We start from the raw sequence: 25,452 nt of genomic DNA on the forward strand, positions 1-25,452 counted from the left end.
GTCCGGGCCGTCAGGCGCGCAGGGCGTCCCGTACCTGTGTCGCCAGGGTCACCGGGTCGCCCTTCGGGGTCATCGGGTAGGAGTCCCGCCGCAGGTTCCAGGCGTTCTCCCAGGCGAACCAGTCGATCGCGGCCGGGGCCCGCCCGGTGACCAGGGCGGTCTCCAGCGAGTCCAGGTAGGCCGACCAGCGGGGCGCGTAGAAGCCCGAGACGAGGCCCGACCACTCGCGGTTGGCGTAGTCGTGCAGTCCGGCCTCGCTGCCCGCCCGGTGGCCCCAGGTCGTGATCAGCGAGCGGGCGTCGAACTCCAGGACGGCCCGCTCCTGGTCCGAGCGCGCCCACGAGCGGGCGTCCTCCAGCCACGGGCCGAGCAGGAACCGCCGGTCGGTGGCGAGGACCGCGTCGAGCAGCGTCATGGACGCCCGCCACTCCGCCGCCCGCGCCCGGAACGCGGCCAGGTCCTTCGCCTCGTACGCGGCCTTGATCCGGGGCAGCAGCACCCGGCTGCGGTTGGTGAGCGCCTGCCGGGCGGTGTCGACCAGGTCGAAGCGGTACGCGTCGGTGGTCCGCAACTCCGGCGCCACCTGCAGCAGCTCGGTCAGTGCCCGCTCGACGGTCGCCGCGTCGTACCGCATCGACTTCGGGCCCCAGGAGGCCGAGGTCCGCACGGTGAGGCTCGGCCGGGCCGTGAAGAGACTGTCCTGGGACTCGCTCCAGCCGTTCGCCTTCGTGCCGTACGGGCCCTGCCGCAGCCACTCCCACGCCTTGGCGGCGTGCGGGTCGGGGGCGCCGTACCGGCGGGCGGCGTACTGGGCGAACCAGCCGGCGTGGTCCACCGGGGCGTCCCGCCAGGCCAGTTCGGTGAAGAGGGTGAAGGCCACCGGGTTGGCGGCGGTCGCCTCGGGGAGGAAGGCGATGCCCTGGAGCGCGCTGTCCCGCTTGGTCCGCCACGCCTCGAACCGGTCCGTCCACACCGAGGTGTTGGCGCCGATCGTGGTGTGCCCGCCGAAGTTGGGGATGGTGCCGTAGGCGTACGGCGTCCCGGACCAGGCGGTCTCCCGGTCCAGGCCGTCGTACCGGTCGGAGAGCCCGTCCACGACGAGCAGCCGTGAGGTGTCGACGCCGGCGAGCAGTTCGGCCTTGGGGTTGCGCTGCCAGCCGAGCAGCACCCACGTGGCGCCGCGCCGGGCGTCGTCCAGGGTCTCCAGGACCTTCGCGGCGGCCTCGCCGACCGGCACGTCCCCGGCGTTCCCGCCCTCGTGCAGCAGGTCCATCTTGTACATCGTGCTGGTGCCGAGCAGCCGCGCCTGGTGCCGGTAGAAGGACGAGGCGACGCGCGCGAAGAGCGGGCCGCGCGGATCGAGCCAGTCCGGCCGGGCGAAGCCGATCCACCGGCCCTGCGGCACCACCCGGCCCGTCGGGTTGCGCTCCGTGAAGCCCGGCGGCACCGTGCCGAAGTACCCCGGAAGCACCGGCGTCATGCCCAGCTCCCGCAGCCGGCCGACGATCCGCTTGCCGAGCGCCGCCCGGCGGGCGATCAGCTGCTCGCTCACCGGGCCGCCGAAGGAGGCCATGTTCTGCATCAGCCACCACGGCTGGTGCGCCGGGCCCGGGATCCACTCCCGCAGTTCGGCGGCCGTGTACCCGAACTCCTGGAAGGCCGCGTGGTACGCGGCCTCCGCGCCCATCTGGACGAACACCTCGTTCACCCCGTGGAGGGCGAGGAGGTCGATCTGCCGTTCGTACGCGTCCCAGTCCCGGTACGCCCCCGAGTAGCCGTCGTCCGTGTCGTTGAGGGCGAAGCGGTGCGGCACCGACGCCGACCGGCTGATCGTGCCGGCGGGGCCCGGCAGCCGGTCCGGCAGCGCCGAGACGCTGTCCCCGGGCGCGCCGAGGTCCACGCCCACCGTGTACGAGAGGTACCAGTGCACCCCGCGCAGCAGCACCGCCGGCGTGCTGCCCGTGACGACGATCCGCCCCGTCGACCCCGAGACGGTGAAGCGGTCGCCGGAGGAGGACCGCGGGGTCAGGGCCAGTTCGAACTGGCGCGCGTGCCGGGGCAGCAGCCGTGTCAGCGCCGCCCGCGCCGCGCTCACCGAGAACGGCGCGGCGGCCGCCGCGCCGGCCGCCGGGACCGCCGGTTCCGCGGAGACGGGCCCGGCGGCGGCGGGCGTCGCGGCAGGCAGGGCGGTCAGTGTGGCGGCGCACAGGGCGAGGGAACACACCGAGCGGGCGGCCCACGACCGCGCGCGGGAATTGGGAAGTCTCATGTTCGGCTCATCCCCTCATCAGGACCGTGCGACGATCATGATCTGACCGTCTGTCATAGAGGAGTCCGCGCGAGGACCACGGTCAAGGACGACACGCCTCCCGCACCCCGCACCCGACTTCGCACATCTGTCCGTCGAACACGCCCCGACCTGCGGAGCCTTCGGGAACCCCAGGGGGCCGAAGACCACCCGAACTGCTTGGGAGAATGCCGTTACACGGGGCCCGTTCCGGCGTACGCTGGACCTTTCGTGGGGTGATCGCCCCGGCGCCCCGACCGTGCGCCGGGCGTGCGCCCCTTGTGTGGGGGTGGAACGTGGCACGACAGGACGGCAGGGCGGCCCGCCAGGGCTTCGGCCTCTTCGAACGCGAGGCCGCGCTCGAAGCCGCCGAGGAGGCGCTCGACCTCCTCACCGGCCTCGCGCCGGACGAGCCCCCGTCCCCGCCCGTGCACGTGCCCGCCCCGCGCGACTCCCGCGTCGTCCCCCTCCACTCCGCCCGCTCGGCCCCCGACGCCCCGCGCCCCGCCGAACCACCCGCCGCCCAGGGCGGCGTGCTCGTCTACGCGGCGCCCGCCGGACTCGGCAAGACCACCCTCCTCGCCGAGATCCGCCGCCGCGCCGTCTCCCGCGGCTGCACCGTCCTCTCCGCCCGCGGCGGCGACCAGGAACAGCGGGTCGCCTTCCACGTCGCCCGCCAGCTCCTCCAGCCCCAGCTCGCCCACGCCTCCGACGCCGAGCTCCGCGAACGGCTCGGCTCCTGGTACGACATCGTCGGCCCCGCCCTCGGACTGCGGGCCGCCACCGCGGGCTCCCCGCCCGACCCCCAGGGCCTGCGCGACGGCCTCGACTGGGTCCTCACCCACCTCGCCGTCCGGCGCGCCCCGCTCGTCGTCGTCCTCGACGACGCCCACTGGGCCGACCCCGAGTCCCTCGGCTGGCTCGCCTCCTTCGCCCCGCGCGCCGACGACCTCCCCATGCTCCTCGTCGTCGCCTACCGGCCCGACGAACTGCCCGAGGAAGGCGCCGAGTTCACCGGCCACCGCTCCGGACAGCGCCCGCACGGCCTGGCGCCCCTCACCGCCGACGCCGTCGCCCGCCTCGTCCGGGACCGCGTCGGCGCCCACGCCGACGACGCGTTCTGCCGCGACTTCTGGACCGTCACCTCCGGCAACCCCTTCGAGACCGTAGAACTGGCCGCCAAGGTCCGCGACCGGGGCCTCGACCCCACCGCCGACGGCGCCCACGAGCTCCGCGACCTCGCCGCCGCCCTCAAGGGCAGCGGCCTCGTCAACCGCATCGAACGCCTCGGCACCGCCACCATGCGGCTCGCCTGGGCCTGCGCCGTCCTCGGCACCGAGATCTCGCCCTCGCTCGCCGGCGCCCTCGCCGGCCTGGGCGACGAGGCGGTCGCCGACTGCGCCGAACGGCTCCGCGAGGCCCGGGTCCTCGCCGACACCGGCACCGCTGACGGCACGCTCGAATTCGTCCACCCGCTCGTCGCGAGCACCATCTACCGCGCCATTCCCGACGCCATCCGGGTCGCCTTCCACGGCCAGGCCGCCTGGTGCGTCATCGACGCCGGACACGGCCCGGCTGCCGCGGCCCGCCACCTCCTGGAGACCCACCCCGAGGGCGACGCCTGGGTCGTCACCCAGCTGCGCGCCGCCGCCCGCGAGAACCTCCGCGCGGGCGCCCCCGACGCGGCCCGCCGCCAGCTGGCCCGCGCCCTGCGCGAGCCTCCCACCGCCGACGCGCGCGCCGCCGTCCTCTTCGAGCTCAGCTCCGCCTCGCTCCTCACCGAGCCCGCCACCACGGTCAACCAACTCCGCGCCGCCCTGGAGGAGCCCATCTCCGACGAGGCCCTGCGGCACGGCATCGTCTACCGCCTCTCGCAGGTCCTCGCCCACAGCGACCGCCTCGTCGAGGCCTCCGAGCTGCTGGAACACGAGACCCGGCAGACCACCGACCCGCGCAGCCGCCTCCGCATGCAGGCCGAGCGGTTCATGTGGGACGCGCTCCGCTCCGACGAACCCGAGTCGCCGGCCCGCTCCCGCCGCCTCGCGACCCTCGCCGACCGGCTCACCGGCCGCGACCTCACCGAGCGGTACATCATCGGCCTCCGCGCCTGGGACGCCACCCTGCGCGCCGAACCCGCCGCCGTCGCCCTCCGGCACGCCGAGCGCGCCCTCGAAGGCGGCCTGAGCTGGGCCGACGAGAGCCGCGGCTTCGAGGTCCCGGTCCTCGTCGCCCTCACCCACCTGTACGCCGACCGGCCCGGCCGCGCCGAGGAGCTCTTCGCCGCCGGCACCGCCGAGTTCGAGAAGCAGGGCTGGCGCGGCGCCCACCTCTCCTTCGCGTACACCCTCCTGGGCTACATCCGCTTCCGCCGCGGCCGGCTCATGGAGGCCGAGGACTTCGCCCGCGCCGGACTCCGCCTCGCCGAGCGCGTCGGCCCCCGCACCCCCGCCCTCTGGTACGCCACCGGCGTCATGATCGAGGTGCTGCTGGCCCGCGGCCGTACGGAGGAGGCCGAGCGGGTCGCCCGCGACCACGACTTCGGCGAGCCGTTCCCGGCCACCGTCACCATCCCCGACTGCGAGACCGTCCACGCCGAGCTGCTGCTCGCCACCGGCCGCGCCGAGGAGGCCGCCGCGGCGCTCGCCGACATCGGGCGCCGCCTGGAGCCGCGCGGCAAGCGCAACCCCTCGTGCAGCCCCTGGCAGCTGTACCTCGCCCTCGCCGAGGCCGCCACGGGCTCCCCGGCCAGGGCGCTCGCCACCGCCGAGAGCGCCGTCGCCCGCGCCCGCCAGTACGGCGCGCCCTCCGCGATCGGCCAGGCGCTCCGGGTGACCGCCGAGGTCGCCGACGGCGCCGAGCGGATCAAGCTCCTGGAGGAGTCCGTCGACTGGCTCGACCAGTCCCCGGCCGCGTACGAGCTGGCCCGCTCCCTGGTCGCCCTCGGCGCGGCGCTCCGCAGGACCGAACGCCACGCCGAAGCCGCCGACCATCTGTACCGAGGGCTTGAGACCGCGCAGGACTGCGGCGCCGACGGTCTGGTCGACGAGGCCAGGGCCGAGCTGGCCGCCGCCGGACTGCGCCCGCGCGCCCTGCACACCGCCGACGGCCACTCGCTCACCGCGCGTGAGCGGGCCGCCGCACGGGCCAGCGTCCGCGGCCTGGACCCGGCCGCCACCCTCGGCATCGACGCCACCGCGGCCGCCCGGCTGCTGTCCGCCGTCTACCGCAAGCTGGGCACCGACCGCTCCGGCCTCGCCCACGCCTTCGGCGACACCGGCGCGCCCCGCACGGAGGCGGAGAAGCCCAAGGCGGCGGACCCGGCCGACTGAGCCCCCGCGGCGCCGGGACGGAGGAGCCCGGCGCCGCACCGCGCGCCCGGGCACGTACCATGGCCGTATGTCCTTCCTCCGCCGTCGCAGCGCCACTCCCGCCGGTCCGGACTTCGATGTCCTGGCCATGGATCCGGGGGACTGGCCCGGCAATCTCGGCGCGGGCCTGCTGCCCGCTCCCGACGGTTCCTGCCAGGGTGTCTTCCTGCGCTACGACCTCTTCGGCGGCCGCGGCCCCGCGATGATCATCGGCAACCTCCCCGAGGGCTCCCCGGCCCGGGAGCTCGCCGAGGGCCAGATCCCCTTCGAGGTCGCCCAGCTCCTCGCCGCCCTGGAGAACGACGAGCCGGTCGAGGTGCTCGACACCGAGGACGTCCCCGTCATGCAGGGCGACAACCTCCTCATCGTGCGCCGCCTCAAGCTCTCCGAGAGCCGCATCTCCTGCGTCCAGTTCGACCGCAGCGACAACGTCCTGGTGACGATCGCCAGTTGGGACCGGCCGATCACCGACGACCTCTACGCGCTGCTCAAGCCGCTGCCCGCCGAGCTGTTCCAGCAGGGCTGAGCGGGGAGGGCGGGGGCCGATGAGCGCACGCGTCGACGCCTGGATCTGGGCGGTCCGGCTCACCAAGACCCGCTCCCAGGCCGCCGCGGCCTGCCGGGCCGGGCACGTCAAGGTCAACGGCGAGCGGGCCAAGCCCGCGCAGGCCGTCAAGCCGGGCGACGAGGTCCGGGTGTTCGTGGCGGGCCGCGAGCGGATCGTCGAGGTCAAGGAGCCGCTGACCAAGCGGGTCGGCCCGCCGGTCGCCGCCGAGGCGTACGTGGACAACAGCCCGCCCCCGCCGCCGCGCGAGCACGTCGCCCTCGCCGCGGTCCGCGACCGCGGCGCGGGCCGCCCCACCAAGCGCGAGCGCCGCGAACTCGACGACCTGCGCGGCCGCCGGCCCTAGGCCTGGACCCGGCCCGAGGGCCGCCCCGGAGCGTCCGGGGCGGCCCTCACCCGTGTCAGGACGGGGCGCCGGCGAAGGCGGTCGCCGCGCGGGCCGCCGTGGTGCCGAGGCCGCGCGGCACGGTCCAGTCCGGCTCCGCGGCGGTGGCGGAGGTGCGGTCGCGCAGGAGCGGGGTCCCGGCGCCCGCGTGGACGTCACCGGGGCCGTACCGTCGCACGCTGCGGTGCCAGTGGAGGACGCCCGCGAGCCAGTCCTCCAGCTCCCGCAGCCGCGCCTCGAACGCCGCCCGGCCTTCGGCGTCCAGCTCGAAGTGGGCGTACATCAGCGGGACTTCACGCCGCTTCAGGTGTTCGTACTGGCGCAGCCGGTCGCGCATCAGCTCGTGGACCAGGCGGGCGGCCGTGTCGCGGTCGACGTCGAGGAACTTCTCCACGACGAGCACCCCGTTGTGCAGCTCGCCCTCCACCTCGACCTCCTTCTGGTACGAGAAGAGGTCGTTGACCAGCGCTCCGTAGTCCGCCAGCGCGCTCTCCAGGCTGCGGACCGTGCCCGAGCGGTGCAGCGCTTCCGGCAGGACGTCGCTCTTGCGCAACCTGCCCATCAGCAGCGTGAGTTCGGAGCCGAAGGTGCTGCGGCGCATCTCCACGTAGTCGACCGGGTCGGGCACGCGGTGCTGCGCCTGGTTGTGCAGCTCCCACATCCAGCTCTCCAGCATGAGGTCGAGCGCGGTCCACAGCTCGGACCGGGCCTCCTGCCCCATCCCCCCGGCGGTCCGCGCCCAGACGTCCGCCAGCGCGCGCTCCATCGGGTTCCCGGCGAACTCCCGGGCGGAGGCGGGGTCGTCCACCGGCAGGCACGCCTTCAGCCGGGCGGTCTGCGCCCGCGCCCCGGCCAGGTCGCGGGTGCGGCCGAAGACCAGCGGGTAGTAGTCGTCGGCGTAGGTGCCCCAGGTCAGCCAGAGGGTGCTGAGCTCCAGCTCCTCCAGGGTGGCGTCCGGGTCGATGCCCGCCGAGCAGAGGGCCAGGTCGAAGCCCTCCAGCAGGCGCCGGTCCCAGATGTCGTCGAGCAGCCCCATCTCCTCGGCCCAGTCCTCGGAGCGCCGCTTGGCCTCCTGGTGGTGCGGGCTGAGGGACAGCGGGTAGGGGAGCTCGAAGTCGGGCAGCGGGAGCGGGCCGACGGGCCGGTGGGGCGTGTGGGTGAGGCTCCGCAGCCGTGCCTCGGCGGGCCGGCCGCCGAACAGGCCGCGGATGTCGAAGACCCCGGTGCCGAGCGCGCCGGAGGCCGGGGCGGCGGCGCCGTCCACCATGCCCTCGTTCATGTACCGGCTGGAGCGCATGTGCCACTCGTGCCCGCCCGACTGCCAGTCCTGGAGCCCCTTGGTGTACGCGCCGATCGCCGCGCACTCCAGCGGCGTGAGCCCCTCCTGGACGGCCAGCGCGGGCACTTCGGTGAGCGCGGTGTTCTCGAACTGCTGGACCCGGGAGGTCAGCAGGTCGTTGACGGCCTCGGCGGCCTCCTGGGTGGAGCAGCCGAGGAAGTGCTCCAGGACGAGCACGCCGTTGCTGTTCTCGCCCTCGTCCTCGACCTCGCGCTGGTACGAGAAGAGGTCGTTGCGCAGGTGGACGGCGTCCGAGAAGGAGTCGCGCAGCACCCGCAGGGGCCGGGAGCGGGCGACCCGGTCGGGGACCTCGGCCCCGGCGGCGTACTCGACGAGCCCGGCGGACCAGGGGGCGCCGCCGACCTTGCGCCGCATCTCGATGTATTCGAGGGGGTTGGCGATCCGGCCGTCGTTGATGTTGTCGAGCTCCCACAGGGACTCGTAGAGGAGGGCCTCGGTGGCCTCGGCGAACCGCCGGCGCCAGCCGTCGGACATGGCGGGGACGGTGCGCCGCCACAGGTCGGCGAGGCCCGCCTCGACGGGGTTGACGGGCTCGGGCATGGCGGTCGCCGGGTCGGCCGGCATGAAGCGGGGGAGCCGGTCGAGGTACTCCTTGCCGGCCGCCCGGTCCTGGGTGCGCTTGAAGACCTCCAGGAAGTGGTCGTCGAAGAAGAAGACCCACGTGTACCAGTCGGTGACGAGGTTCAGCGCGTCCTCGTCGCAGTCGGGGTGGGTGTAGGCGCAGAGCAGCGCGTAGTCGTGCGCGTCGAGGTCGGCCGTCTCCCAGACCCCCGAGCCCTCCAGCATGCCCATGGCGCGCGCCCAGTCCCGGGTGTGTGTCCGGGCGGCCTCCACATGGGCGTTGAGGCGCGCCGGATACGGGACATAGAAATCCGGCATGACGAAGGGCTGAGGCATGTGCGGGCGGGCCTTTCCGGTGGCGGGGTGCTGTTCCGGCCCAGCCTTACCCCTGCCCCGGCCGCCGAACCCCGGGTCAGGAATAGTCATATGAGCGCAGGAAGGGGTGGCGCCGGAGGGGTACTCCGACGCCACCCCACGCCTTTCGGCCAAACCTGCTCAGCTCTGCGAAACGCGCACGTCAGCGGCGCGCACGAAGGCGATCCGATGGCCGAACTGGATCTGGTAGTACTCCTCCTGGCCGCGCACCACCCGGTGCCCGCTACTGTCGAACACCGGTGCGTAGTAGTACTCCCCGGGTGTCTTGCCGCCCACCACGTATCGCTGCCCCGCGAGCAGCCGGTACGGCAGCGGCGACACCGCCTGCACCGGAACCCCCGCCGGATACGCCGACGCCTCCGGATAGGCCCGCCCGTACACCGGCACCTCCGCGAGCCCGTCCCGCGGCGTCAGCACCCGCCCGCGCACGTCCACCGCCGTCGGCGCCGCCTCCGGGTTGTGGAACCACGCCTTCTGCCCCAGGTACCAGACCGCCGTCCAGTCGCCGCGGCGCTCCGCCACCGCGTAGCTCTGCCCCGTCGTCGCCCGCGCCCCCGTGTCGTTGACGCCGGTCGTGGAGTCCTGCCCGCCGGGCCGCAGCCCGATGTCCTTCACCAGGGGCGCGTCGGCGCTCGGCGCGGTGTGCAGGCGCACGGCGCCGCTGCCGTGCGGCGCGCACGCCTCCCCGGCCACCGCGCACCCCGTGTACACCGGCCGGTTCTCGCCGTACTCCGGGCGGATCGTCACCACGCCCGCCGCCGGGCCCGCGCTCGGCGTCAGCGGCCGCCCGAGCAGCCGGAAGTAGTGCGCCCAGTCCCAGTACGGTCCAGGGTCGGTGTGCATGCCCCGGATCGACGAGGTCACCGTGCCCGGCACGTTGTCGTGCCCGATGACGTGCTGCCGGTCGAGCGGGATGTCGTACCGCTTCGCCAGGTACCGCACGAGCCGCGCCGAGGACCGGTACATCGCCTCCGTGTACCAGGAGTCCGGGGCCGTCAGGAAGCCCTCGTGCTCCAGGCCCACCGACTTGGCGTTCACGTACCAGTTCCCGGCGTGCCAGCCGACGTCCTTCAGCGGCAGGTGCTGGGCGATGTGGCCGTCCGAGGAGCGGAGCGAGTACTGCCAGGAGACGTACGTCGGGTCCTGCACCAGCTTCAGGGTGACGTCCCAGGTCGCCTCGGTGTCGTGGACCACGATGTAGTCGATCTTCTGCGAGACCGGCCGGTCCGCCTTGTCGTGGTTGCCGTAGTCGCCGTCGCCGAACTCCTCGTACGGCGCCGGGATCCACTCGCACGCCACCGTCGTCGGGCACTCCACCGGGCCCCGTGCCGGCGCGCGCAGCCCGAGCGCCGCCAGCGGGCCCGTCTCCGGAACGACCCCGGGCGCGGCCGCGAGCGCGACCCGCTGCCCGCTGTCCGTGACCCGTGTCTCGCCGGTCCTGAGCACGTCGAAGACGTCGTTCGCGTACGCCGCCGCCGTGGCCGCGTCGTCGGCGCCCGAGTACCGCGCCACCGCCGCGTACCAGTCGGCCGGATCGGCGCTCGGCGCGAGACCGGCCTCCCGCTGGGCCGCCGCCAGCAGGGCCGCGCCGCCCTCGATGTTCGCCGCCGTCGAGGTCCGCAGCTCCTCCGCCGGGATCCCGGAGAGCGCCGAGGCCCGCTCCAGGGTCCGCAGCCGCGCGGGCAGCTCCTCCGGCGTCGGCAGGGCGGTCTCGGCTCCGGCGCGGGCGGGCCGGGACCCGTCGCCGCGCGCGTCCTCGCCGTCCGCCGAGTGGTGCGGTACGGCACGGGCCAGCGCGGTCGCCGTGTCGGTGAGGTGCATCGGCCCGTAGCCGCCGGTCACACTGGGCGCGCCGGCGTGCCCGTCCCAGCGCGACTGGAGGTACGAGACGGCCAGCAGCACGCCCTCCGGCACGCCGTGGCGCTCGGCCGCCGCCGCGAACTGGCGCTGCAGCGAGTCCGCCACCGGCGCGTCGGCACCGGCCGGTGGCGCGCCCGACAGGAGGGGAAGGAGCAGGGCGGCGGACCCGGCGAGCGCGAGCGCGCGGCCTCGGGACGCGGAACGGAGCAAGGCAGCCTCCAGGGGCGGGGGGTGACGCGGGGGCGTGCGGGAACCGAACCCGTACAGGGGTAGCGGCTCCCGGAGCATCCGTCAATCACCCGTCACCGAAGGCGAGTTCCCACGTCAGCGCGGTCGTGTGGGCTCATCGGGGCGACTTTCGCGCTGTCGGCCCGCCCACCGGCGGCGCGTCGGTGGTCTCGACCAATGAGTGTGCGGGGAACCCGCCCCGGACACGGCGAAGCGCCGCACTCCCGGTGTGTCGGCACCGGGTGCGCGGCGCACACCCCCGTCTCGCGGTGGGGACGCTCAGCGCGTCCCCACCGCCGCGCGCACGGCCCGCCGTGCCATGGCGCAGTCGTCGTGCAGCCGCCTCAGCAGCAGCCGCTGTTCCTCCCCGGGGGCCAGCGCCCCCGAGCCCATCGGCACCGAACCCGCCGGCGGGGCCTCCTTGATGGTCCGCTGCACGGCCGTCTCGTACGTACGGATCTCCCGCGTCAGCACCAGCATCAGGTTCACCAGGAAGGCGTCCCGGGCGGCCGGGCCCTGCTGCTGTGCCATCTGGCTGATCTGCCGGCGCGCCAGCGGCGCGTCACCGAGCACCGTCCAGAGCGTCGCCAGGTCGTATCCGGGGAGGTACCAGCCGGCGTGCTCCCAGTCCACGAGGACCGGACCGGCGGGGGAGAGGAGGATGTTGGAGAGCAGGGCGTCACCGTGGCAGAACTGCCCCATGCCCTGCCGGCCGCCGGCGTGCGCCAGACCGTGCAGCAGCGTCTGCAGGTCGTCGCGGTCGCGGTCGGTGAACAGCCCCAGCTCGTGGTAGCGGGCGATGCGCGCGCCGTAGTCCAGCGGCGCGTCGAAGGTGCCGGCCGGCGGCCGCCAGGCGTTCAGCCGGGCGATCGCCCCGAGCGCCGCCCGCACGTCGGCCCGCGGCGGGGCCTCCACGGGGTGGCGCGAGAGGGCCGCGGCCCGCCCGGGCATCCGCTCGATCACCAGGACGCCGTTCTCCGGGTCCGCCGCGACCAGCCGCGGCACCCGTACCGGGGGACGGTGGCGTACGAAGGAACGGTAGGAAGCTATTTCGTGCTGGAACCGCTCGACCCACGCGGGGGAGTGGTCCAGTAAACACTTCGCCACCGCCGTCATGCGTCCGGTGGTCCCGACGATCAGGACCGACCGGCCGCTGCGGCGCAGCACCTGCACCGGATTGAACTCCGGGCAGATCCGCTGCACCGAGGCGATGGCGACCTTCAGCTGCGCCCCCTGCGGACCGGAGAGGTCGATCCTGCCGCTGACCCGGGCACCGGGTCCGGTACCGGTCCCGGCCGCCCAGGACCGTGGACGCACGGCCCGCTGCGCGGGGGCGAGGTACGGTCCGGCGCCGGCCGGCGCCAGGCGGGTCCCCGGCCGGGGCGGGGCGGACACGGAGGACGATGCTGTGTACATGGAGGTGACAGATCCCTTCGTGTGCCGACGAATCGCGTGCGTCGCCCCGCCCGCCCCCGGTCCGCACCCTGGGGAATGAGGGCCGGTCGACGGGGCGGGGTGGCGCATACCTACCTGACACCCGCGCGCGGGTGGCGGAACATCGAGCGCACCCTGGCGAACCATGGCGAATAGTCGCCAGCCCTATGACAGCGGGCTACTGTCAACTCAGCCGAGAACCTGGGGGCTTAGACGTGACAGGACAGACCAACACCCGCCTGGCGGACCTCTTCGGCCTCGCCGGCTGGTCCAAGGGCGAACTCGCGAGACTGGTCAACAGGCAGGCGGCGGCCATGGGCCACCCCCAGCTGTCGACCGACACCTCGCGGGTACGGCGCTGGATCGACAAGGGCGAGACCCCGCGCGATCCCGTACCCCGGGTGCTGGCCGCCCTGTTCACCGAGCGACTCGGTCGTGTCGTGACCATCGAGGACCTCGGGTTCGTACGACGCGGGCGTGCCGGAACGCGGCAGGCCGTCAGGAACAAGGACGAGAACCCTGACGGAATGCCCTGGGCTCCCGACCGTACGGCTGCGGTCCTCACCGAATTCACGGGAATGGACCTCATGCTCAACCGACGCGGCCTGATGGGCGCGGGTATCGCGCTCACCGCCGGCTCCGCACTCAACAGCTCCCTGAACGACTGGCTCAGGACCGAGCCGTCCCGCCCCGCCGCGGCCCCCCGCGCCACCGATCCGTACCACGCCGACCCCGCCGGTTTCGACCGCTACGAGGCCGCTCCCATCGGCTCCGAGGAGATCGAGGCGCTGGAACAGTCGGTCAAGATCTTCCGTGCCTGGGACGCCTCCCGGGGCGGCGGACTCCAGCGCAAGGCCGTGGTCGGCCAGCTCAACGAGGTCGGCGGCATGCTCGCCTACCGTCACGCCGACCACCTCCAGCGCCGGCTCTGGGACGTGGCCGCCAACCTCGCCGTCCTGGCGGGCTGGATGTCCCACGACGTGGGTCTCGAACCCACCGCCCAGCGGTACTTCCTCATCGCCGCCCACGCGGCCCGCGAGAGCGGCGACCGGCCGCGCGCCGGCGAGGCCCTCTCCCGCGCCGCCCGGCAGATGGTGCACCTGGGCCGCCCCGACGACGCCCTCGACCTGATGGAGCTGGCCAAGTCCGGTGCGGGGGAACGGCTGTTGCCGCGCACCCAGGCGATGTTCCACACCATCGAGGCGTGGGCGCAGGCGTCGATGGGCCGGGGGCAGGCGATGCGCCGCACCCTCGGCGAGGCCGAGGAACTCTTCGTCTCCGACCGGAACGAGGAGACGCCGGGCTGGATGCAGAGCTTCGACGAGGCCGACATGCACGGCATGCAGGCCCTCGCCTACCGCACCCTCGCCGAGCACGACCCGGCGGCGGCCGTCACCGCCCAGCACCACGCGAAGCTGGCCCTGGACCTGCGGCGCGACGGACACGACCGCTCCAAGCTCTTCGACCGCATCTCGATGGCCTCGGCCTGCTTCATCGCCGACGACCCCGAGCAGGCCGACCGCTACGCCCGGCTCGCCCTCATCTCCATGGGCGAGACCTCCTCGCACCGCACCTGGCACCGGCTGCGCGAGATGTACCGGCTCACCGGCCAGTACGCGGGCTACTCGAAGATCGAGGACCTGCGTGCCGAGCTGGAGGTCGAGCTGCCGCGCTCGCCGGAGGCCCCGAGAACGGGCCGGATCTGAGGGCGGGGCGGGACCCCGCGCGGCACCACGCGCGCACACGCGCGTCGCCGCACGCGTACCGGCACGGATACGAGGGCACACCCGGATCGGGCTCCGGGCGGACCGGTCGTCAGGAACCGACGCGGACGACCATCAGGCAGGCGTCGTCCTCACGGGCCTCCTCGCCGAACTCCTCCAGGACGGACCGCAGGCACTCCTGCGCGTCGCGGGCCTCCCCGAACCGGGGGGCGAGGGCGAGCAGCCGGGCGAGACCGGCCTCGTCGCCGACGGCGCCCGGGGTCCGGGTCAGTCCGTCGGTGTGGAGCACGAGCACGTCGCCGGGGAGGAGCCGGGTCTCGGTCTCCTCGTACGCGACCCTCGGCGTCGCCCCCAGGAGGACGCCCTCCGGGCGGCGCAGCGGACGGCCCGTCCCGCCGCGGAACAGCAGCGGGGCGGGGTGTCCGGCCTGCGCCCAGGCGAGGGTCTGCGCCACCGGGTCGTAGCGGCAGCACATGGCGCTGCCGAGGGCGGGCTGGCCCGAGCTGTCCAGGAGCTGGTTCAGGTGGCCCATCAGGGCGCCGGGCCGGATGCCGGCCACGGCCATGCCGCGCAGCGCGCCGAGCAGCATCGCCATCGAGGACGTCGCCGCCACGCCGTGGCCGGTGAGGTCGCCGACGGTGAGGAGGGCGTCGCCCGAGGGCAGGGTCAGCGCGTCGTACCAGTCGCCGCCGATCAGGTCGGTGGAGGCGGCCGGGAGGTAGTGCCCGGCGACGTCGAGCGGGGCGGGGCCGTCGTGGGCGAAGCGGAGCGAGCCGCGCCAGGGCGGGAGGACCGCCTCCTGGAGCTCGACCGCGACCCGCCGCTCGGTGCGCTCGGCGCGGCGGCTGTCCTCCAGGCTGTCCCGGCTCTCCCGGACGGCCCGCTCGCTGCGCCGCAGTTCGCTGACGTCCCGGAGGACGGCCCACATGGAGGCGGTGCAGCCGTCGGCGTCCAGCACCGGCTCGCCGGTCATGTGCACGGTGCGGACGGCGGCGTCGGTACGGACGATGCGGAACTCGCCGTCGATCGGCTTCCCGTCGATCAGACAGTCCGTCACCATGGCCTGGAGCCGCGGCTGGTCCTCGGGGAGCACCATCGTCGGCATCTCGTCCAGCGACATGGGACCCCGCTCGCGCGCGCGTCCGAAGATCTGGAACAACTCGTCGGACCAGCTGACCTCGTCGGTGAGGAGGTTCCACTCGGCGCTGCCGACGCGGGTGAGGAGCGAGCCGGTGGAGGTCGGGGCCTCGCCGTAGGCGGCGCCGGCGTCGCTCGTGAACGAGTCGTCGAAGACGGAGGCGTCGTCGTCCACGGGCGGCAGGTCCGCCGGGTCGGCCGTCGGCAGGGTCACCGCCGGTGCGCCGTCGCGCAACTGTCCGAACTGGGCGCTCAGGTCGTCGAGTTGATGCATCGCCAGATCGCAGAGCGCGCGCTGCCAGCGCTGCCGGGGGTCGTCGTCGTGAGCTGCGGCGTCCCGGCGGACGGCGTCGACCTCGCCGCGCAGACGGCTCGTCTGCGAGATCAGCGCGTCCACCGCACCCGGCTCGGGAGGCTGGGCGGGACGATCCGCGAAGAGTGGGGACGGCATGTCGTACTCCGATACAGGCGCGGCGCGGCCCGAATGGAAACAGGGCCAGGGATGACTGTGGCACAGGGTGCGAGTGCCCGTAAGGGGTTTGGCAACACTCGATCCGGTGGTGCTTCTGGCATATGTCAAAGGCCCGGCCGTCGGCGGAGCCGACACCACGGGTTACGGTGCACGTGTGGTGAGCGACGAGGCGAACGGTACGGCGGGCGCGGTGGGTACGGACACGGGGGAGGCGGCGGTGGCTTCGGGCACGGCGGTGCTGCTCGCGGCGGCGCCGGCGGGGCGCGGCCGCACCATGGACGCGGCGTCCGTACTGCCCGCGCTCGCGGCGGTGCCGCCCGGCGTCCTGACCGGCACGGCGACCGCGACGCTCGTCGAACTCGCCGACCCCATCGACCCGCAGACCGTCCTCACCCGGCTGCGCGCCGCCGCGCAGAGCCCCGGTCCGCTCGTCGTCTACCTCGCGGGCCAGCTCCACCTGGACCGCCGCCAGCAGCTTCCCCACCTCGCGCTGGCCCGCAGCACGACGGCGGCCCTGCGCTACACGGCCTTCCCCTGGCACTGGCTCGCGGAAGCGGCGGCGGCCGGACCGACGACGGTCGTGGCGGACCTGGTGGCCGACCCGGAGGCCTGGACCCGCCTCGCCGCCGCCCCGGACCTGCTGCGCCTGAGCCCGTCCCCGACCCTGTACGCCCGCGTCACCCCGCCCCCGCGCAGGGGCGAACGCGCCGCCCCCGACTACCTCCGGGCCTGGGCCGACCAGTGGCGCGCCGGCACCCGCGCCCCCTTCTCCGTCCTGCACGCGGAGGCGGCCGCCCGCACCCATGCGCCACAGGCGCTGTTCCTGCCGCGGGCGGAGGAGTGGGCGCGCGGGCCGGCGCCGACCGGCGCGCCCGACCGGACGCCCGTCCCCGCGGCGGCTCCCGCACCGGGGCCCGTGGCGGTGCAGGAGCATGAGCCGGTTCCGGTGCCGGTGCCGGTGCCTGCCCCTGTGCCCGTGCCTGCACCGGTTCCGGTGTCCGCCCCTGCCCCGGCCCCCGCCCCGGTCACTGTGCCCGCGCCCGTCCCGGCGGCTGCCTCGGTGTCCGAGGCGGGGCCTGTTCCCGTGCCGAGGCCCGTACCTGCGGAGGATGCCGTCGCCGCGCCCGCTCCGGTGAGGGTGGCGGCGCCCGTACCCGCACCCGCTGTGGAACCGGCCCGGATCCCCGTCCCGGCGGGACTTCCGGCCCTGCCCGAGGGCTACACGGCCGCTCCGCCCGCGCCGGCTTCCACGGTCGCCGAGGTCCCGTCCTCGGCCACGGTCGCACCCCCGGCCGAGGACGGGACCCCCGCCGGCGGTGGCGTGGCCCCCGAGCCCGAGCCCGAGCCCGAGGTGGAGACGGGACCCGCCTCCGAGTCGCCGTCCCGGGACGATTCCGGTCCCGAGGTCACGCGCGGGCCCGCTCCGGGCGGCGACGCCGAGGCCGGAGCCGAAGAGGCGCCCGGGACCATGAAGTTGGTGCCGTCCGGGGCAAGGGGGCAGGCGGGACCGACGCCGGGGCGGGCCATCCCGCCGATGCCCGCGGCTCCTCCCGCAGTGCCTGCCGGGGCCGTGGATCCGCGGCGGGCCGGGTACGGGCAGGCCGCGCCGGCGGAGCCCGCTCCGCACGATCCGCACCCCGCGATCCTGTCGGCCGCGATGGCCGGACGGCACGCCGAGGCCGCGGAGATGGCGGCCGCGTGGGAGCGGGAGGCGCTGCGGCGGTTCGGGCCCCGGTCGGGGGAGGCGGTGCACTGGATGGAGGTCCGGGCGGACCTCGCCCGGCTCGCGGGCGAGCCGGCCCGCAGCTGCGAGCTGTGGCTCGCCGTCGCCGAGGCGCGGCTCGGGCTGCGTCAGCAGCCGGACGACCGGGACGTCGAGGGCGCGGTGGACCGGGCGCACCACCAGTGGGAGCAGATCGCCGATCCGGCCCGCGCCCGGGCACTCGGCCCGACCCTCCTGGCGCTCCGCCGCCGCGTCCCCGGCCGCCGCCCCGGCGCCCTGGAGGCGCTGCGCCGTCGCATGCACTCCCGCTGACGCGGCTACGACCCGGCCGGGGGGAGCCGCAGCGCGGCGCGGACGAGCGGTACGTCGACGGCGGGGACGGCGAGTTCCCAGGACCGGTCGGCCGCGTCGAGGGAGAGCAGGCGGAAGGCGGCCCGGTCGACCGGCGGGCTTCCCGGGCCGCCGACCGGCCCTGCTCCCCGGACGTGGAACGGGCCGGTCAGCACGAGGGCCGTGCCGTGCCGGCCGGGGAACCGGTAGGGCCGCCACACCACCGGTGCCGCCGCGCCGGGTTCGAGGATCAGCGACCCCTGCCGGAAGCGCCGCCCGTCGCGTACGAACGCGGACACCTCGCGCCCCTCGCCCGAGCGCAGCGCCGCCACGTCGGCTTCGGCGTGGTCCCCGTTCCGTCCCGTGATCGTGTCCCACAGCCTGCCCGGGCTGCGGAGAAGGTCCAGGAACGTGACCGTGCCCGCGGCCCGTCGGATGGTTCGTCGACCCACTCGTCCCCCCGTCGCTTCGGCGTGGAGGACAGGCTACCGACGGCGCCGCCGCCCCGGTCGTCCCGTCCCGGCTCCGAAGTCCCCGCCCCCGCAGGAAGGTTCCCCGTGATGTCGCTCGCCCGTGCCCAGCGCTCGCTCGCCGATCCGTCCGTACGCCACCCGTTGTGGCCGCCGCTGACCGCCGGGTGCCCGGTGACGTCGACCGAGGAGGTCGCGTACCCGCTGGAGGTGGAGTACGACTACGACGCCGTGCCGTCGGACCTGTTCGACCGGCCCGCGGCGCACGGCCTGGAGCGGTGGGCGCCGTTGCTGCCGCCGCTGGCCGCGCCGGGGCTCGGGGAGGGGAACACGCCGCTGGTGGAGCTGGCCGACGGGGTGTGGGTCAAGGACGAGTCGCGCAATCCGACGTGGAGCCACAAGGACCGGCTGAACCGGGTGGCGGTGAGCGCCGCCGTCGCCTCCGGCGCGCGGGGGATCGTGGTGTCCTCGTCCGGCAACCACGGCGCGGCCGCCGCCGCGTACGCGGCCCGCGCGGGCCTGCCCTGCGCCGTGTTCACCTCGCCGGACGCGCCGCCCGCCGTCGCCTCCCACCTGAGGGCCTACGGCGCGACCGTGCTGACCGTCCCGTACGCCTCCGTACGGCCCCTGATGCGGCGGATCGTCGACGAGCTCGGATTCCAGCCGGTCAGCAGCGTCACGGACTCCGCGCACACCGGGCACCCGTTCGGCCCGGAGGGGTACAAGACGATCGCGTACGAGATCGCGCTCGCGCTCGGCCGGGCCCCCGCCGCCGTCCATGTGCCGACCGGTTACGGCGAGTTGCTGTTCGGCGTGGCGAAGGGCTTCGAGGAGCTGGTCCGGCTGGGGGTGACGGACGCCGTGCCCCGGATGTACGGCGTCGAGCCGGCCGCCGCGGGCGCCCTCACCGAGGCACTGCGGTCGGGCCGCCCCGCCGCCCGCGTGCCCGTCGGACCGACCGCCGCGTACGCCATCGACTGCGAGGTGAACAGTTACCGCGGGGTCCTCGCGATCCGGCGCACCGGCGGTGCCGCCCGCACGGTGACGGAGGATCAGCTTGCCCGGGCCCGGCAGGATCTGGCCGCGCAGGGGCTGTGGTGCGAGGTGTCCGCCGCCGCCGGGCTCGCCGGGCTGCGTGCGCACGGTCCGGACCCGGCGGGCGAGGGCGGGCCCGTCGTCTGCGTGGTCACTTCCAGCGGGTACAAGGACGTGGCCACGGGGCGGGCGGTGGTCGCGCCGATGGACCCCGACTGGGGGGTCGTGCGCGCCCTCTTGAAGGTCTGATCATCCGTCAGGAGCCGGTGGCCGCCGCGCGGTGGTACTCCGCCACCGCGTCGAACGCGGCCTTCGGCTCCCACGGCAGCTCCGGGTAGCGGGTGCCCTTCCGGTCCTCGTACACCTTCACCACGCCGTAGCTCGCCAGGTCCAGGTCCGCGCTCGGGTCGCCGTCGGGGCGGTGGACGTGGTCGTGGAGCGCGAAGGTGAAGACGAAGGTCGCGTCGACGCCGGCCGCGTCGAAGACGGCGAGGAGTTCGCGCACGTACGCGGCCTGGCCCGGCTCGTCCCGCTCGTAGGCGCCCTTCAGCCGGACCGGGCCCGTCTCGTCGTACTCGACGACCTCCAGGCCCAGCGCGCCCCGGTCGCCCGCGCCCCGGTAGCAGGCGGCGCCGAACTCGGTGACCGCCACCGGCTTGCCGCCGGCGGCCTCGACCATGCCGCGCACCCCCTCGGCGAAGCCGCCGGCGATCTCCGCCGAGCGGTAGACGTCCACGGAGACCAGGTCGAACGGCGTCCAGTCGACCGCTTCGAGGGGGACGGAGGCGTAGGTGACCGGGCCGCCGAAGCGGGCGCGGACGACCGCCGCCGCCTCGGCGAGGAAGGCGTTCACCCGGGCCCGCGTCCCGCCGAGCGCCGCCCGCAGCGCCTCCGGGCTGCGGAGCAGCGCCACCCGCTCGTCGGTGTCGGCGCCGGGCAGGAACCCCGGGTTCATGAGGCTCAGTTCGGCGCCCGTCACGAAGACGACGTCGGCGCCGCGCCGGCGCAGCCGTTCGGCTCGCTCGGCGCAGTCCGCGAAGAGCGTCAGCATGCCGGCCTCGGTCTCTTCGAGCGGATACGGCGAGAACCAGACCTCCAGGCCCAGATCGGCCGCGTACCCGGCCGCCCGTTCGATGCGGTCCGGGTCGCCGCCCATGACCCGTACCGCCGTGCAGTGGAGGTCGTCCCGGATGATCTCCAGTTCCCGCCGGACGGTCTCCGGCTCGAAGACGCGGCGGGCGTTGTGTCCGTGCCTCACGAACCCCGTGTCGTAGCTGATGCCTCTGGCGCGCATGATCCACTCCTGTCCCGAGCCCGACCGACATGATTAAGGTACGTGCCGTACCCTAATTGGGATGGTGCCCGGCGGGCAAGGAAGATGGGGAGGTACGGCTCGTACCGGAGAAGGGGTGACCATGGCGCACGACGCGGCGGCGGGGGAGCGGCGGGCGGAGCCCGCGCGGACGCGGCGGCGGGGCGCCGCCCTGGAGGACGCGATCCTCGACGCGGCCGCCCGCGAGCTCGCCGAGTCCGGCTTCGCCGGCATGACCATGGACAAGGTCGCGGCCCGCGCCGGCACGAACAAGAACGCCCTCTACCGGCGCTGGCCCCACCGGCTGGCCCTCGGCACCGCCGCCTACAAGCGGCTCGCCACCACCGCGCCCGTCCCCGACACCGGCACTCTCCGCGGCGACGCCCTGGAGCTGCTGCGGCAGGCCAACCGGCACTGGAGCTCACCGCTCGGCGCCGTCCTGCGGGAGCTGCTCGCCGCGGCCGGCGGGGCCGCCGAGTTCCTCGCCGGGCTCCAGGACCAGTCCGGCGAGGCCGCCGCCGCCCCGTGGCTCACCGTCCTCGGCCGGGCCGTCGCCCGCGGCGAGGCCGCCCCGGAGGCGCTGCACCCCCGGGTCGCCACCGTCCCCGTCGTCCTGCTGCGCAACGAGTTCGTGGTGCGGGGCGTGCCCGGCGCCCCCGACGAGGTCCTCGTCGAGATCGTCGACGAGGTCTACCTCCCGCTGGTCCGCGGCCGCGGCGCCGGACCGGACGGGGGCCGGCCCGCCCCCGAGCTGCGATGATCCGACGTATGACCGTCTCGCCGCCCCGACACCCGGCCGCCGCTCTCCGCACCGAGCGGCTGGAGCTGCGGCCCGTGCGGAGCGCGGACGTCCCCGCCGTGACCCGCCTCTGGACCGACCCGGAGGTGCGGCGCCACCTCGGCGGACCGGTCATCGACTCCGTCGTGCGGATCCGCCAGCGGCGGATCGTCGGCGCGCCCGGCTGCCACGCCGTGGTGCGGGCCGAGGACGGCGTGCTGCTCGGCCTCGTCACCGTGGAGGCGGCCGGCCGCGGCGGCGAGACCGAGGTGTCGTACCAGTTCCTGCCCGAGCACTGGGGGAGCGGCTACGCCCGCGAGGCGGTGGCCGCGGCCGTCGCCCGGGTCCTGGAGACCGCGCCGAGCGTCGTCGCCGTCACCCAGGAGGAGAACCACCGCTCCCGTCGCCTCCTGGAGGCCGTGGGCCTGGAGCACGCCGACTCCTTCGTGGAGTGGGACGCCCGCCAGGTCCTCTACCGCCGCCGCGCCTGAGGCGGGTCAGGGCCTGCCGCCCTCCGCCAGCCGGGTCACCGCGCGTTCCAGGCGGGCCGCGCGGGTCTTCGGCGTCCTGGCCTGCCACAGGCCGAGAATCACCAGGTAGCGGTCCGTCTTCCCCAGTGCGTCGAAGGCGCGGGCCGCCTCCGGGCGGGCCGCCAGGGCCTCGGCCAGGTCGTCGGGGACCGTCGCGTCCTTCTGGGAGGGGTACGCCGCCTCCCACCGGCCGTCCGCGCGCGCCGCCCGCACCTCCGCGAGGCCCGGCTCGCGCATCCGGCCGGCGGCGAGCAGGTGCTCGACCTGGCGGACGTTCACCTGGGACCAGAGGCTGCGCGGCCGGCGCGGGGTGATCTTCTGGAGGTACGAGCGCTCGTCGCGGGCCTTGCGCTTGCCGGTGATCCAGCCGTACGCCAGCGTCGCGTCGAGGATCTCGTCGGCCGTCGGCGAGGGCAGGCCGCCGCCCTTGCGGCCGAGGAGCAGCCAGATGCCCGCCGTGCCGCCGTGGTGCGCCGCGAGCCACTCCTCCAGCTCGCCGCCGCCGTCGAAGGCGAGGACCTCCAGCCCTTCGTCCGTACCGACCGACTCCACGCCGTCCCCTTCCCTCGTGTTCCCCCGTGTCTCGCACAAGATATTGACACTGGTCGGAGATCGGCCGTAACTTGCGTGCAACGTCGTACTAACGCGCGTTACTAAAGCGCGTAACCAATCAGTTCCGGCCGGGGGGCCGGGAAAGCCGGGGAGGGGTCACCGTGGCGGTCGGCAGTGGACGCAGCGTCACCATGAGCGATGTGGCCCGGCGGGCCGGCGTCTCGCGCACCGCCGTGTCCTTCGTCCTGAACGACCGGCCGGGCGCGGCGATCCCGGACGAGACCCGGCGCCGGATCCTCGCCGCCATCGAGGAGCTCGGCTACCGGCCCAACGCCGGGGCCCGTGCGCTCGCCGCCCAGCGCAGCGAGTGGTACGGCCTGATCACCGAGATCGTCACCGCCCCCTTCGCGGTCGACGTCATCAAGGGCGCCCAGGACCGCGCCTGGCTCGACCGCAAGTTCCTGCTGATCGCCGCCAGCGAGGGCGACCCGGCCCAGGAGGCCGCCGCCCTCGACAAACTCCTGGAGCAGCGGGTGGAGGGACTGCTCTACGCCACGACCTGGCACCGCGCCGTCACCCTCCCGCGCGCCGCACGCGAGGTCCCCACGGTCCTCGTGAACTGCTACGACGCCGAGGGCGAGCTGCCCTCCGTGGTGCCCGACGAGATCACCGGCGGCCACCGCGCCGCCCGGCACCTCGTCGACGCCGGCCACGCGCGCATCGGCCTGATCAACCTCGACCCCGCCATCCCGGCCGCCGTCGGCCGCCGCGAGGGGTACGAGCGGGCACTGCGCGAGGCGGGTCTCCCCCTCGATCCCGCGCTGGTCGTCTCCGGCCACGCGACCGCCGACGGCGGCTATGCCGCCGCCTGTGAACTGCTCGACCGCGCCGACCGGCCCACCGCGCTCTTCTGCGCCAACGACCGGATGGCGATGGGCGCGTACGACGCCATCAAGGAACGCGGGCTGCGCATCCCGGACGACGTGGCCGTGGTGGGCTACGACAACCAGGAACTCATCGCCGCCTATCTGCGGCCCAAGCTGACCACCCTCGCCCTCCCCTTCGAGGAGATGGGCGCCAGGGGCGTGGAGATGCTGGCCGCCCTCGCAGCGGGACAGCCGCTCGCCACCCGCAGGGTGACGGTCGACTGCCCGCTGCTCGAACGCTCGTCGGTCTGACCGCGAATCAGGTCCGCCGAGTCATCTCGTCCCGTCTTCGTCTGGTGTGTTGAAGAGAGGAAAGAGCCACCATTATGACACCCTCCCCCGTCCGTGGTCGGTCTTCCGTCAGGTTCCGCCCCGCCCTGCTCGCGGCCGGCGCCGCGACCGTCCTCCTGCTGACCGGCTGTTCCGGCGGCGCCGGCGCCACCGGCGCGCAGGGTTCCCCGGACACGCGGCTGCTCACGATCCCCCGCGAGGACATGGGCACCTTCACCCGGAACTTCAATCCGTACTCGCCCAAGGCCGCGCCGATGACCCGCGAGGCGGTCTACGAGCCGCTGATGATCCACAACCCGGCGGACGGCAAGGACACCCCCTGGCTCGCCACCTCCTGGACCCGGGCCGCCGACGGCCGGTCCGTCACCTTCGCCCTCCGTGAGGGCGTGAAGTGGTCCGACGGCGTGCCGTTCACCGCCGAGGACGTGGTCCACACCTTCGCGCTCCAGAAGAAGCTCCTGGGCGGCTTCGACTACCTGACGAAGGTCACCGCCGACACCCCGGCGAAGGTCACCTTCCACTTCTCCAAGCCGTTCGCGCCCGCCCTGTACGAGATCGGCGGTCACTTCGTCACGCCGAAGCACATCTGGTCGAAGATCGCCGACCCGGCGAAGGACGTGAACGCCACCCCGGTCGGCACCGGCCCCTACACGCAGGTCGGCGCCTTCCAGGCCCAGTCGTACGAGCTGCGGAAGAACCCCTCGTACTGGCAGCCCGCGAAGCAGCGGATCGCCGGCATCCGGATGCTCGCCTTCTCCGGCAACGACAGCGCCAACCTCGCTTTCACCAACGGCGAGGTCGACTGGACGCAGTCCTTCGTCCCGGAGATCGAGAAGTCCTTCGTCGCGAAGGACCCGGAGCACAACCACTACTGGTTCCCCACCACCGGCGCGATGATCAACTGGCAGCTCAACACCACCAAGGCGCCCTTCGACGACCCCGCCCTCCGCAAGGCCCTCAGCCGCGCCGTCGACCGGGCGAAGATCGCCAAGGTCGCCATGAACGGCTACAGCGAGCCCGCTGACTGCACCGGCCTCTCGAACGGCTACGACGCCTGGCGCGACGCCACCGTCGCCGCCTCCTGCGACTGGACGGCGTACGACCCGAAGGCCGCCGCCTCCGCCCTCGACGCCGCCGGGTACAAGCTCGACGGCGGCAAGCGGACCCGCAAGGACGGCACGCCGCTCACCCTCGACATCTCCGTCGGCTCCGCCTCCTCCGACTGGATCTCGGTCGCCAACATCATCAAGCAGAACCTCGCCGAGGTCGGCGTCACCGCCACCGTGAAGTCGCCCGACTGGTCCGCCGTCGTCGCCTCCTACGAGGACGGCTCCTTCGACAGCGGCATCGTCTGGAGCGGCAACGGCGCCACCCCGTACGAGTTCTACCGGGGCGCCATGGCGAAGTCGACCGTCAAGCCGGTCGGCGAGAAGGCCACCGAGAACTACCACCGCTTCGGCGACCCGAAGGCGGACGCCCTCATCGACTCCTTCGCCGCCGGCGACGCCGCCACCCAGAAGGCCAAGGCCGCCGAGCTGCAGCGGCTGTTCGCCGCCGACGCCCCCGTCGTCCCGCTCTTCCCCGGGCCCGAGTGGGGCGCGTACACCGACAGCCGCTTCACCGGCTGGCCGTCGGAGAAGAACCCGTACGCGACGCTCTCCAACCGGTCCGTGACCACCGTCCTGGTGCTCACCTCCCTCCAGCCCGTCCCGGGCAAGTAAGCCCGCGGGGGCGGTCGTTCGCCCGTCG

General features: G+C 74.6%; 18 protein-coding genes. 10 read left to right on the forward strand and 8 right to left on the reverse strand.

What is annotated here, in order from left to right:
• Positions 1-10: 10 nt before the first annotated feature.
• Positions 11-2,269, reverse strand: coding sequence for an alpha-N-acetylglucosaminidase (locus ABZ621_RS00615; RefSeq protein WP_360599172.1), 2,259 nt, complete (start codon positions 2,267-2,269; stop codon positions 11-13).
• Between the two features lie 551 nt (positions 2,270-2,820).
• Here ABZ621_RS00615 and ABZ621_RS00620 point away from each other — a divergent pair.
• The 3 genes from ABZ621_RS00620 (at position 2,821) to ABZ621_RS00630 (ending at position 6,566) form a co-directional block, all read left to right on the forward strand.
• A complete protein-coding gene (locus ABZ621_RS00620) occupies positions 2,821-5,616 on the forward strand; it encodes an AAA family ATPase (RefSeq protein ID WP_360599885.1) in 2,796 nt (931 codons plus the stop codon).
• A gap of 67 nt (positions 5,617-5,683) precedes the next feature.
• On the forward strand, positions 5,684-6,181 hold the full coding sequence (locus ABZ621_RS00625) for a hypothetical protein (protein ID WP_030494979.1): 498 nt from the start codon (positions 5,684-5,686) through the stop codon (positions 6,179-6,181).
• A gap of 19 nt (positions 6,182-6,200) precedes the next feature.
• On the forward strand, positions 6,201-6,566 hold the full coding sequence (locus ABZ621_RS00630) for an RNA-binding S4 domain-containing protein (RefSeq protein WP_360599174.1): 366 nt from the start codon (positions 6,201-6,203) through the stop codon (positions 6,564-6,566).
• A gap of 55 nt (positions 6,567-6,621) precedes the next feature.
• Here ABZ621_RS00630 and ABZ621_RS00635 read toward each other — a convergent pair whose 3' ends face one another.
• The 3 genes from ABZ621_RS00635 to ABZ621_RS00645 all read right to left on the reverse strand — a co-directional run bounded on the left by ABZ621_RS00635 (position 6,622) and on the right by ABZ621_RS00645 (position 12,405).
• Entirely contained in the window at positions 6,622-8,862 is a 2,241-nt protein-coding gene (locus tag ABZ621_RS00635; protein ID WP_360599176.1) for a germacradienol/geosmin synthase, read from the reverse strand.
• A gap of 159 nt (positions 8,863-9,021) precedes the next feature.
• Positions 9,022-10,971 (reverse strand): peptidoglycan recognition family protein, encoded by a 1,950-nt coding sequence (locus ABZ621_RS00640; RefSeq protein ID WP_360599178.1) that lies wholly within the window; start codon positions 10,969-10,971, stop codon positions 9,022-9,024.
• 297 nt (positions 10,972-11,268) lie between these two features.
• Positions 11,269-12,405 (reverse strand): aminoglycoside phosphotransferase family protein, encoded by a 1,137-nt coding sequence (locus tag ABZ621_RS00645; RefSeq protein ID WP_360599180.1) that lies wholly within the window; start codon positions 12,403-12,405, stop codon positions 11,269-11,271.
• 233 nt (positions 12,406-12,638) lie between these two features.
• On the opposite strand from ABZ621_RS00645, the gene ABZ621_RS00650 reads away from it, so the two are divergent.
• A complete protein-coding gene (locus ABZ621_RS00650) occupies positions 12,639-14,129 on the forward strand; it encodes a hypothetical protein (protein ID WP_189946317.1) in 1,491 nt (496 codons plus the stop codon).
• A 109-nt stretch (positions 14,130-14,238) separates the two neighbouring features.
• Here the strand turns inward: ABZ621_RS00650 and ABZ621_RS00655 are convergent, their stop codons facing one another.
• Positions 14,239-15,735 carry a SpoIIE family protein phosphatase gene (locus ABZ621_RS00655; protein WP_360599182.1) on the reverse strand — a complete coding sequence of 499 codons (1,497 nt, stop codon included), beginning with the start codon at positions 15,733-15,735 and terminating at the stop codon, positions 14,239-14,241.
• A 175-nt stretch (positions 15,736-15,910) separates the two neighbouring features.
• On the opposite strand from ABZ621_RS00655, the gene ABZ621_RS00660 reads away from it, so the two are divergent.
• The gene (locus ABZ621_RS00660) at positions 15,911-17,791 is read left to right on the forward strand and encodes a hypothetical protein (RefSeq protein ID WP_360599184.1); all 1,881 of its coding nucleotides are present in this window, start codon (positions 15,911-15,913) and stop codon (positions 17,789-17,791) included.
• A 5-nt stretch (positions 17,792-17,796) separates the two neighbouring features.
• Here ABZ621_RS00660 and ABZ621_RS00665 read toward each other — a convergent pair whose 3' ends face one another.
• Positions 17,797-18,261 carry a hypothetical protein gene (locus ABZ621_RS00665; protein WP_360599186.1) on the reverse strand — a complete coding sequence of 155 codons (465 nt, stop codon included), beginning with the start codon at positions 18,259-18,261 and terminating at the stop codon, positions 17,797-17,799.
• A gap of 108 nt (positions 18,262-18,369) precedes the next feature.
• Here ABZ621_RS00665 and ABZ621_RS00670 point away from each other — a divergent pair, with 108 nt between their 5' ends.
• On the forward strand, positions 18,370-19,563 hold the full coding sequence (locus tag ABZ621_RS00670; RefSeq protein ID WP_360599188.1) for a pyridoxal-phosphate dependent enzyme: 1,194 nt from the start codon (positions 18,370-18,372) through the stop codon (positions 19,561-19,563).
• Positions 19,564-19,570: 7 nt separating this feature from the next.
• On the opposite strand, the gene ABZ621_RS00675 is transcribed toward ABZ621_RS00670, so the two are convergent.
• Complete coding sequence (locus ABZ621_RS00675; protein ID WP_360599190.1) at positions 19,571-20,608, reverse strand: hypothetical protein; 1,038 nt, start codon at positions 20,606-20,608, stop codon at positions 19,571-19,573.
• Positions 20,609-20,729: 121 nt separating this feature from the next.
• Here ABZ621_RS00675 and ABZ621_RS00680 point away from each other — a divergent pair, with 121 nt between their 5' ends.
• Positions 20,730-21,386 carry a TetR/AcrR family transcriptional regulator gene (locus tag ABZ621_RS00680; RefSeq protein ID WP_360599192.1) on the forward strand — a complete coding sequence of 219 codons (657 nt, stop codon included), beginning with the start codon at positions 20,730-20,732 and terminating at the stop codon, positions 21,384-21,386.
• A gap of 8 nt (positions 21,387-21,394) precedes the next feature.
• Positions 21,395-21,895: a GNAT family N-acetyltransferase gene (locus ABZ621_RS00685; protein ID WP_360599194.1), complete on the forward strand. Its 501-nt coding sequence runs from the start codon at positions 21,395-21,397 to the stop codon at positions 21,893-21,895.
• A gap of 6 nt (positions 21,896-21,901) precedes the next feature.
• Here ABZ621_RS00685 and ABZ621_RS00690 read toward each other — a convergent pair whose 3' ends face one another.
• Complete coding sequence (locus ABZ621_RS00690) at positions 21,902-22,486, reverse strand: YdeI/OmpD-associated family protein (RefSeq protein WP_360599196.1); 585 nt, start codon at positions 22,484-22,486, stop codon at positions 21,902-21,904.
• Between the two features lie 191 nt (positions 22,487-22,677).
• Here ABZ621_RS00690 and ABZ621_RS00695 point away from each other — a divergent pair, with 191 nt between their 5' ends.
• Positions 22,678-23,664 carry a LacI family DNA-binding transcriptional regulator gene (locus tag ABZ621_RS00695; RefSeq protein ID WP_360599198.1) on the forward strand — a complete coding sequence of 329 codons (987 nt, stop codon included), beginning with the start codon at positions 22,678-22,680 and terminating at the stop codon, positions 23,662-23,664.
• Between the two features lie 74 nt (positions 23,665-23,738).
• A complete protein-coding gene (locus tag ABZ621_RS00700; RefSeq protein WP_360599200.1) occupies positions 23,739-25,424 on the forward strand; it encodes an ABC transporter substrate-binding protein in 1,686 nt (561 codons plus the stop codon).
• Positions 25,425-25,452: the final 28 nt, after the last annotated feature.

It is taken from the genome of Streptomyces sp. NPDC007863 (assembly GCF_040633895.1).
Classification (GTDB): domain Bacteria; phylum Actinomycetota; class Actinomycetes; order Streptomycetales; family Streptomycetaceae; genus Streptomyces.

What these genes read in the sequence shown, in the direction of transcription:
- ABZ621_RS00670 (WP_360599188.1), top strand. Translation starts at nt 18,370, where the DNA reads ATGTCGCTCGCCCGTGCCCAGCGCTCGCTCGCCGATCCGTCCGTACGC.
- ABZ621_RS00630 (WP_360599174.1), top strand. Translation starts at nt 6,201, where the DNA reads ATGAGCGCACGCGTCGACGCCTGGATCTGGGCGGTCCGGCTCACCAAG.
- ABZ621_RS00615 (WP_360599172.1), bottom strand. Translation starts at nt 2,269, where the DNA reads ATGAGACTTCCCAATTCCCGCGCGCGGTCGTGGGCCGCCCGCTCGGTG.
- ABZ621_RS00675 (WP_360599190.1), bottom strand. Translation starts at nt 20,608, where the DNA reads ATGCGCGCCAGAGGCATCAGCTACGACACGGGGTTCGTGAGGCACGGA.
- ABZ621_RS00645 (WP_360599180.1), bottom strand. Translation starts at nt 12,405, where the DNA reads ATGTACACAGCATCGTCCTCCGTGTCCGCCCCGCCCCGGCCGGGGACC.
- ABZ621_RS00685 (WP_360599194.1), top strand. Translation starts at nt 21,395, where the DNA reads ATGACCGTCTCGCCGCCCCGACACCCGGCCGCCGCTCTCCGCACCGAG.
- ABZ621_RS00700 (WP_360599200.1), top strand. Translation starts at nt 23,739, where the DNA reads ATGACACCCTCCCCCGTCCGTGGTCGGTCTTCCGTCAGGTTCCGCCCC.
- ABZ621_RS00695 (WP_360599198.1), top strand. Translation starts at nt 22,678, where the DNA reads ATGAGCGATGTGGCCCGGCGGGCCGGCGTCTCGCGCACCGCCGTGTCC.
- ABZ621_RS00680 (WP_360599192.1), top strand. Translation starts at nt 20,730, where the DNA reads ATGGCGCACGACGCGGCGGCGGGGGAGCGGCGGGCGGAGCCCGCGCGG.
- ABZ621_RS00635 (WP_360599176.1), bottom strand. Translation starts at nt 8,862, where the DNA reads ATGCCTCAGCCCTTCGTCATGCCGGATTTCTATGTCCCGTATCCGGCG.
- ABZ621_RS00655 (WP_360599182.1), bottom strand. Translation starts at nt 15,735, where the DNA reads ATGCCGTCCCCACTCTTCGCGGATCGTCCCGCCCAGCCTCCCGAGCCG.
- ABZ621_RS00625 (WP_030494979.1), top strand. Translation starts at nt 5,684, where the DNA reads ATGTCCTTCCTCCGCCGTCGCAGCGCCACTCCCGCCGGTCCGGACTTC.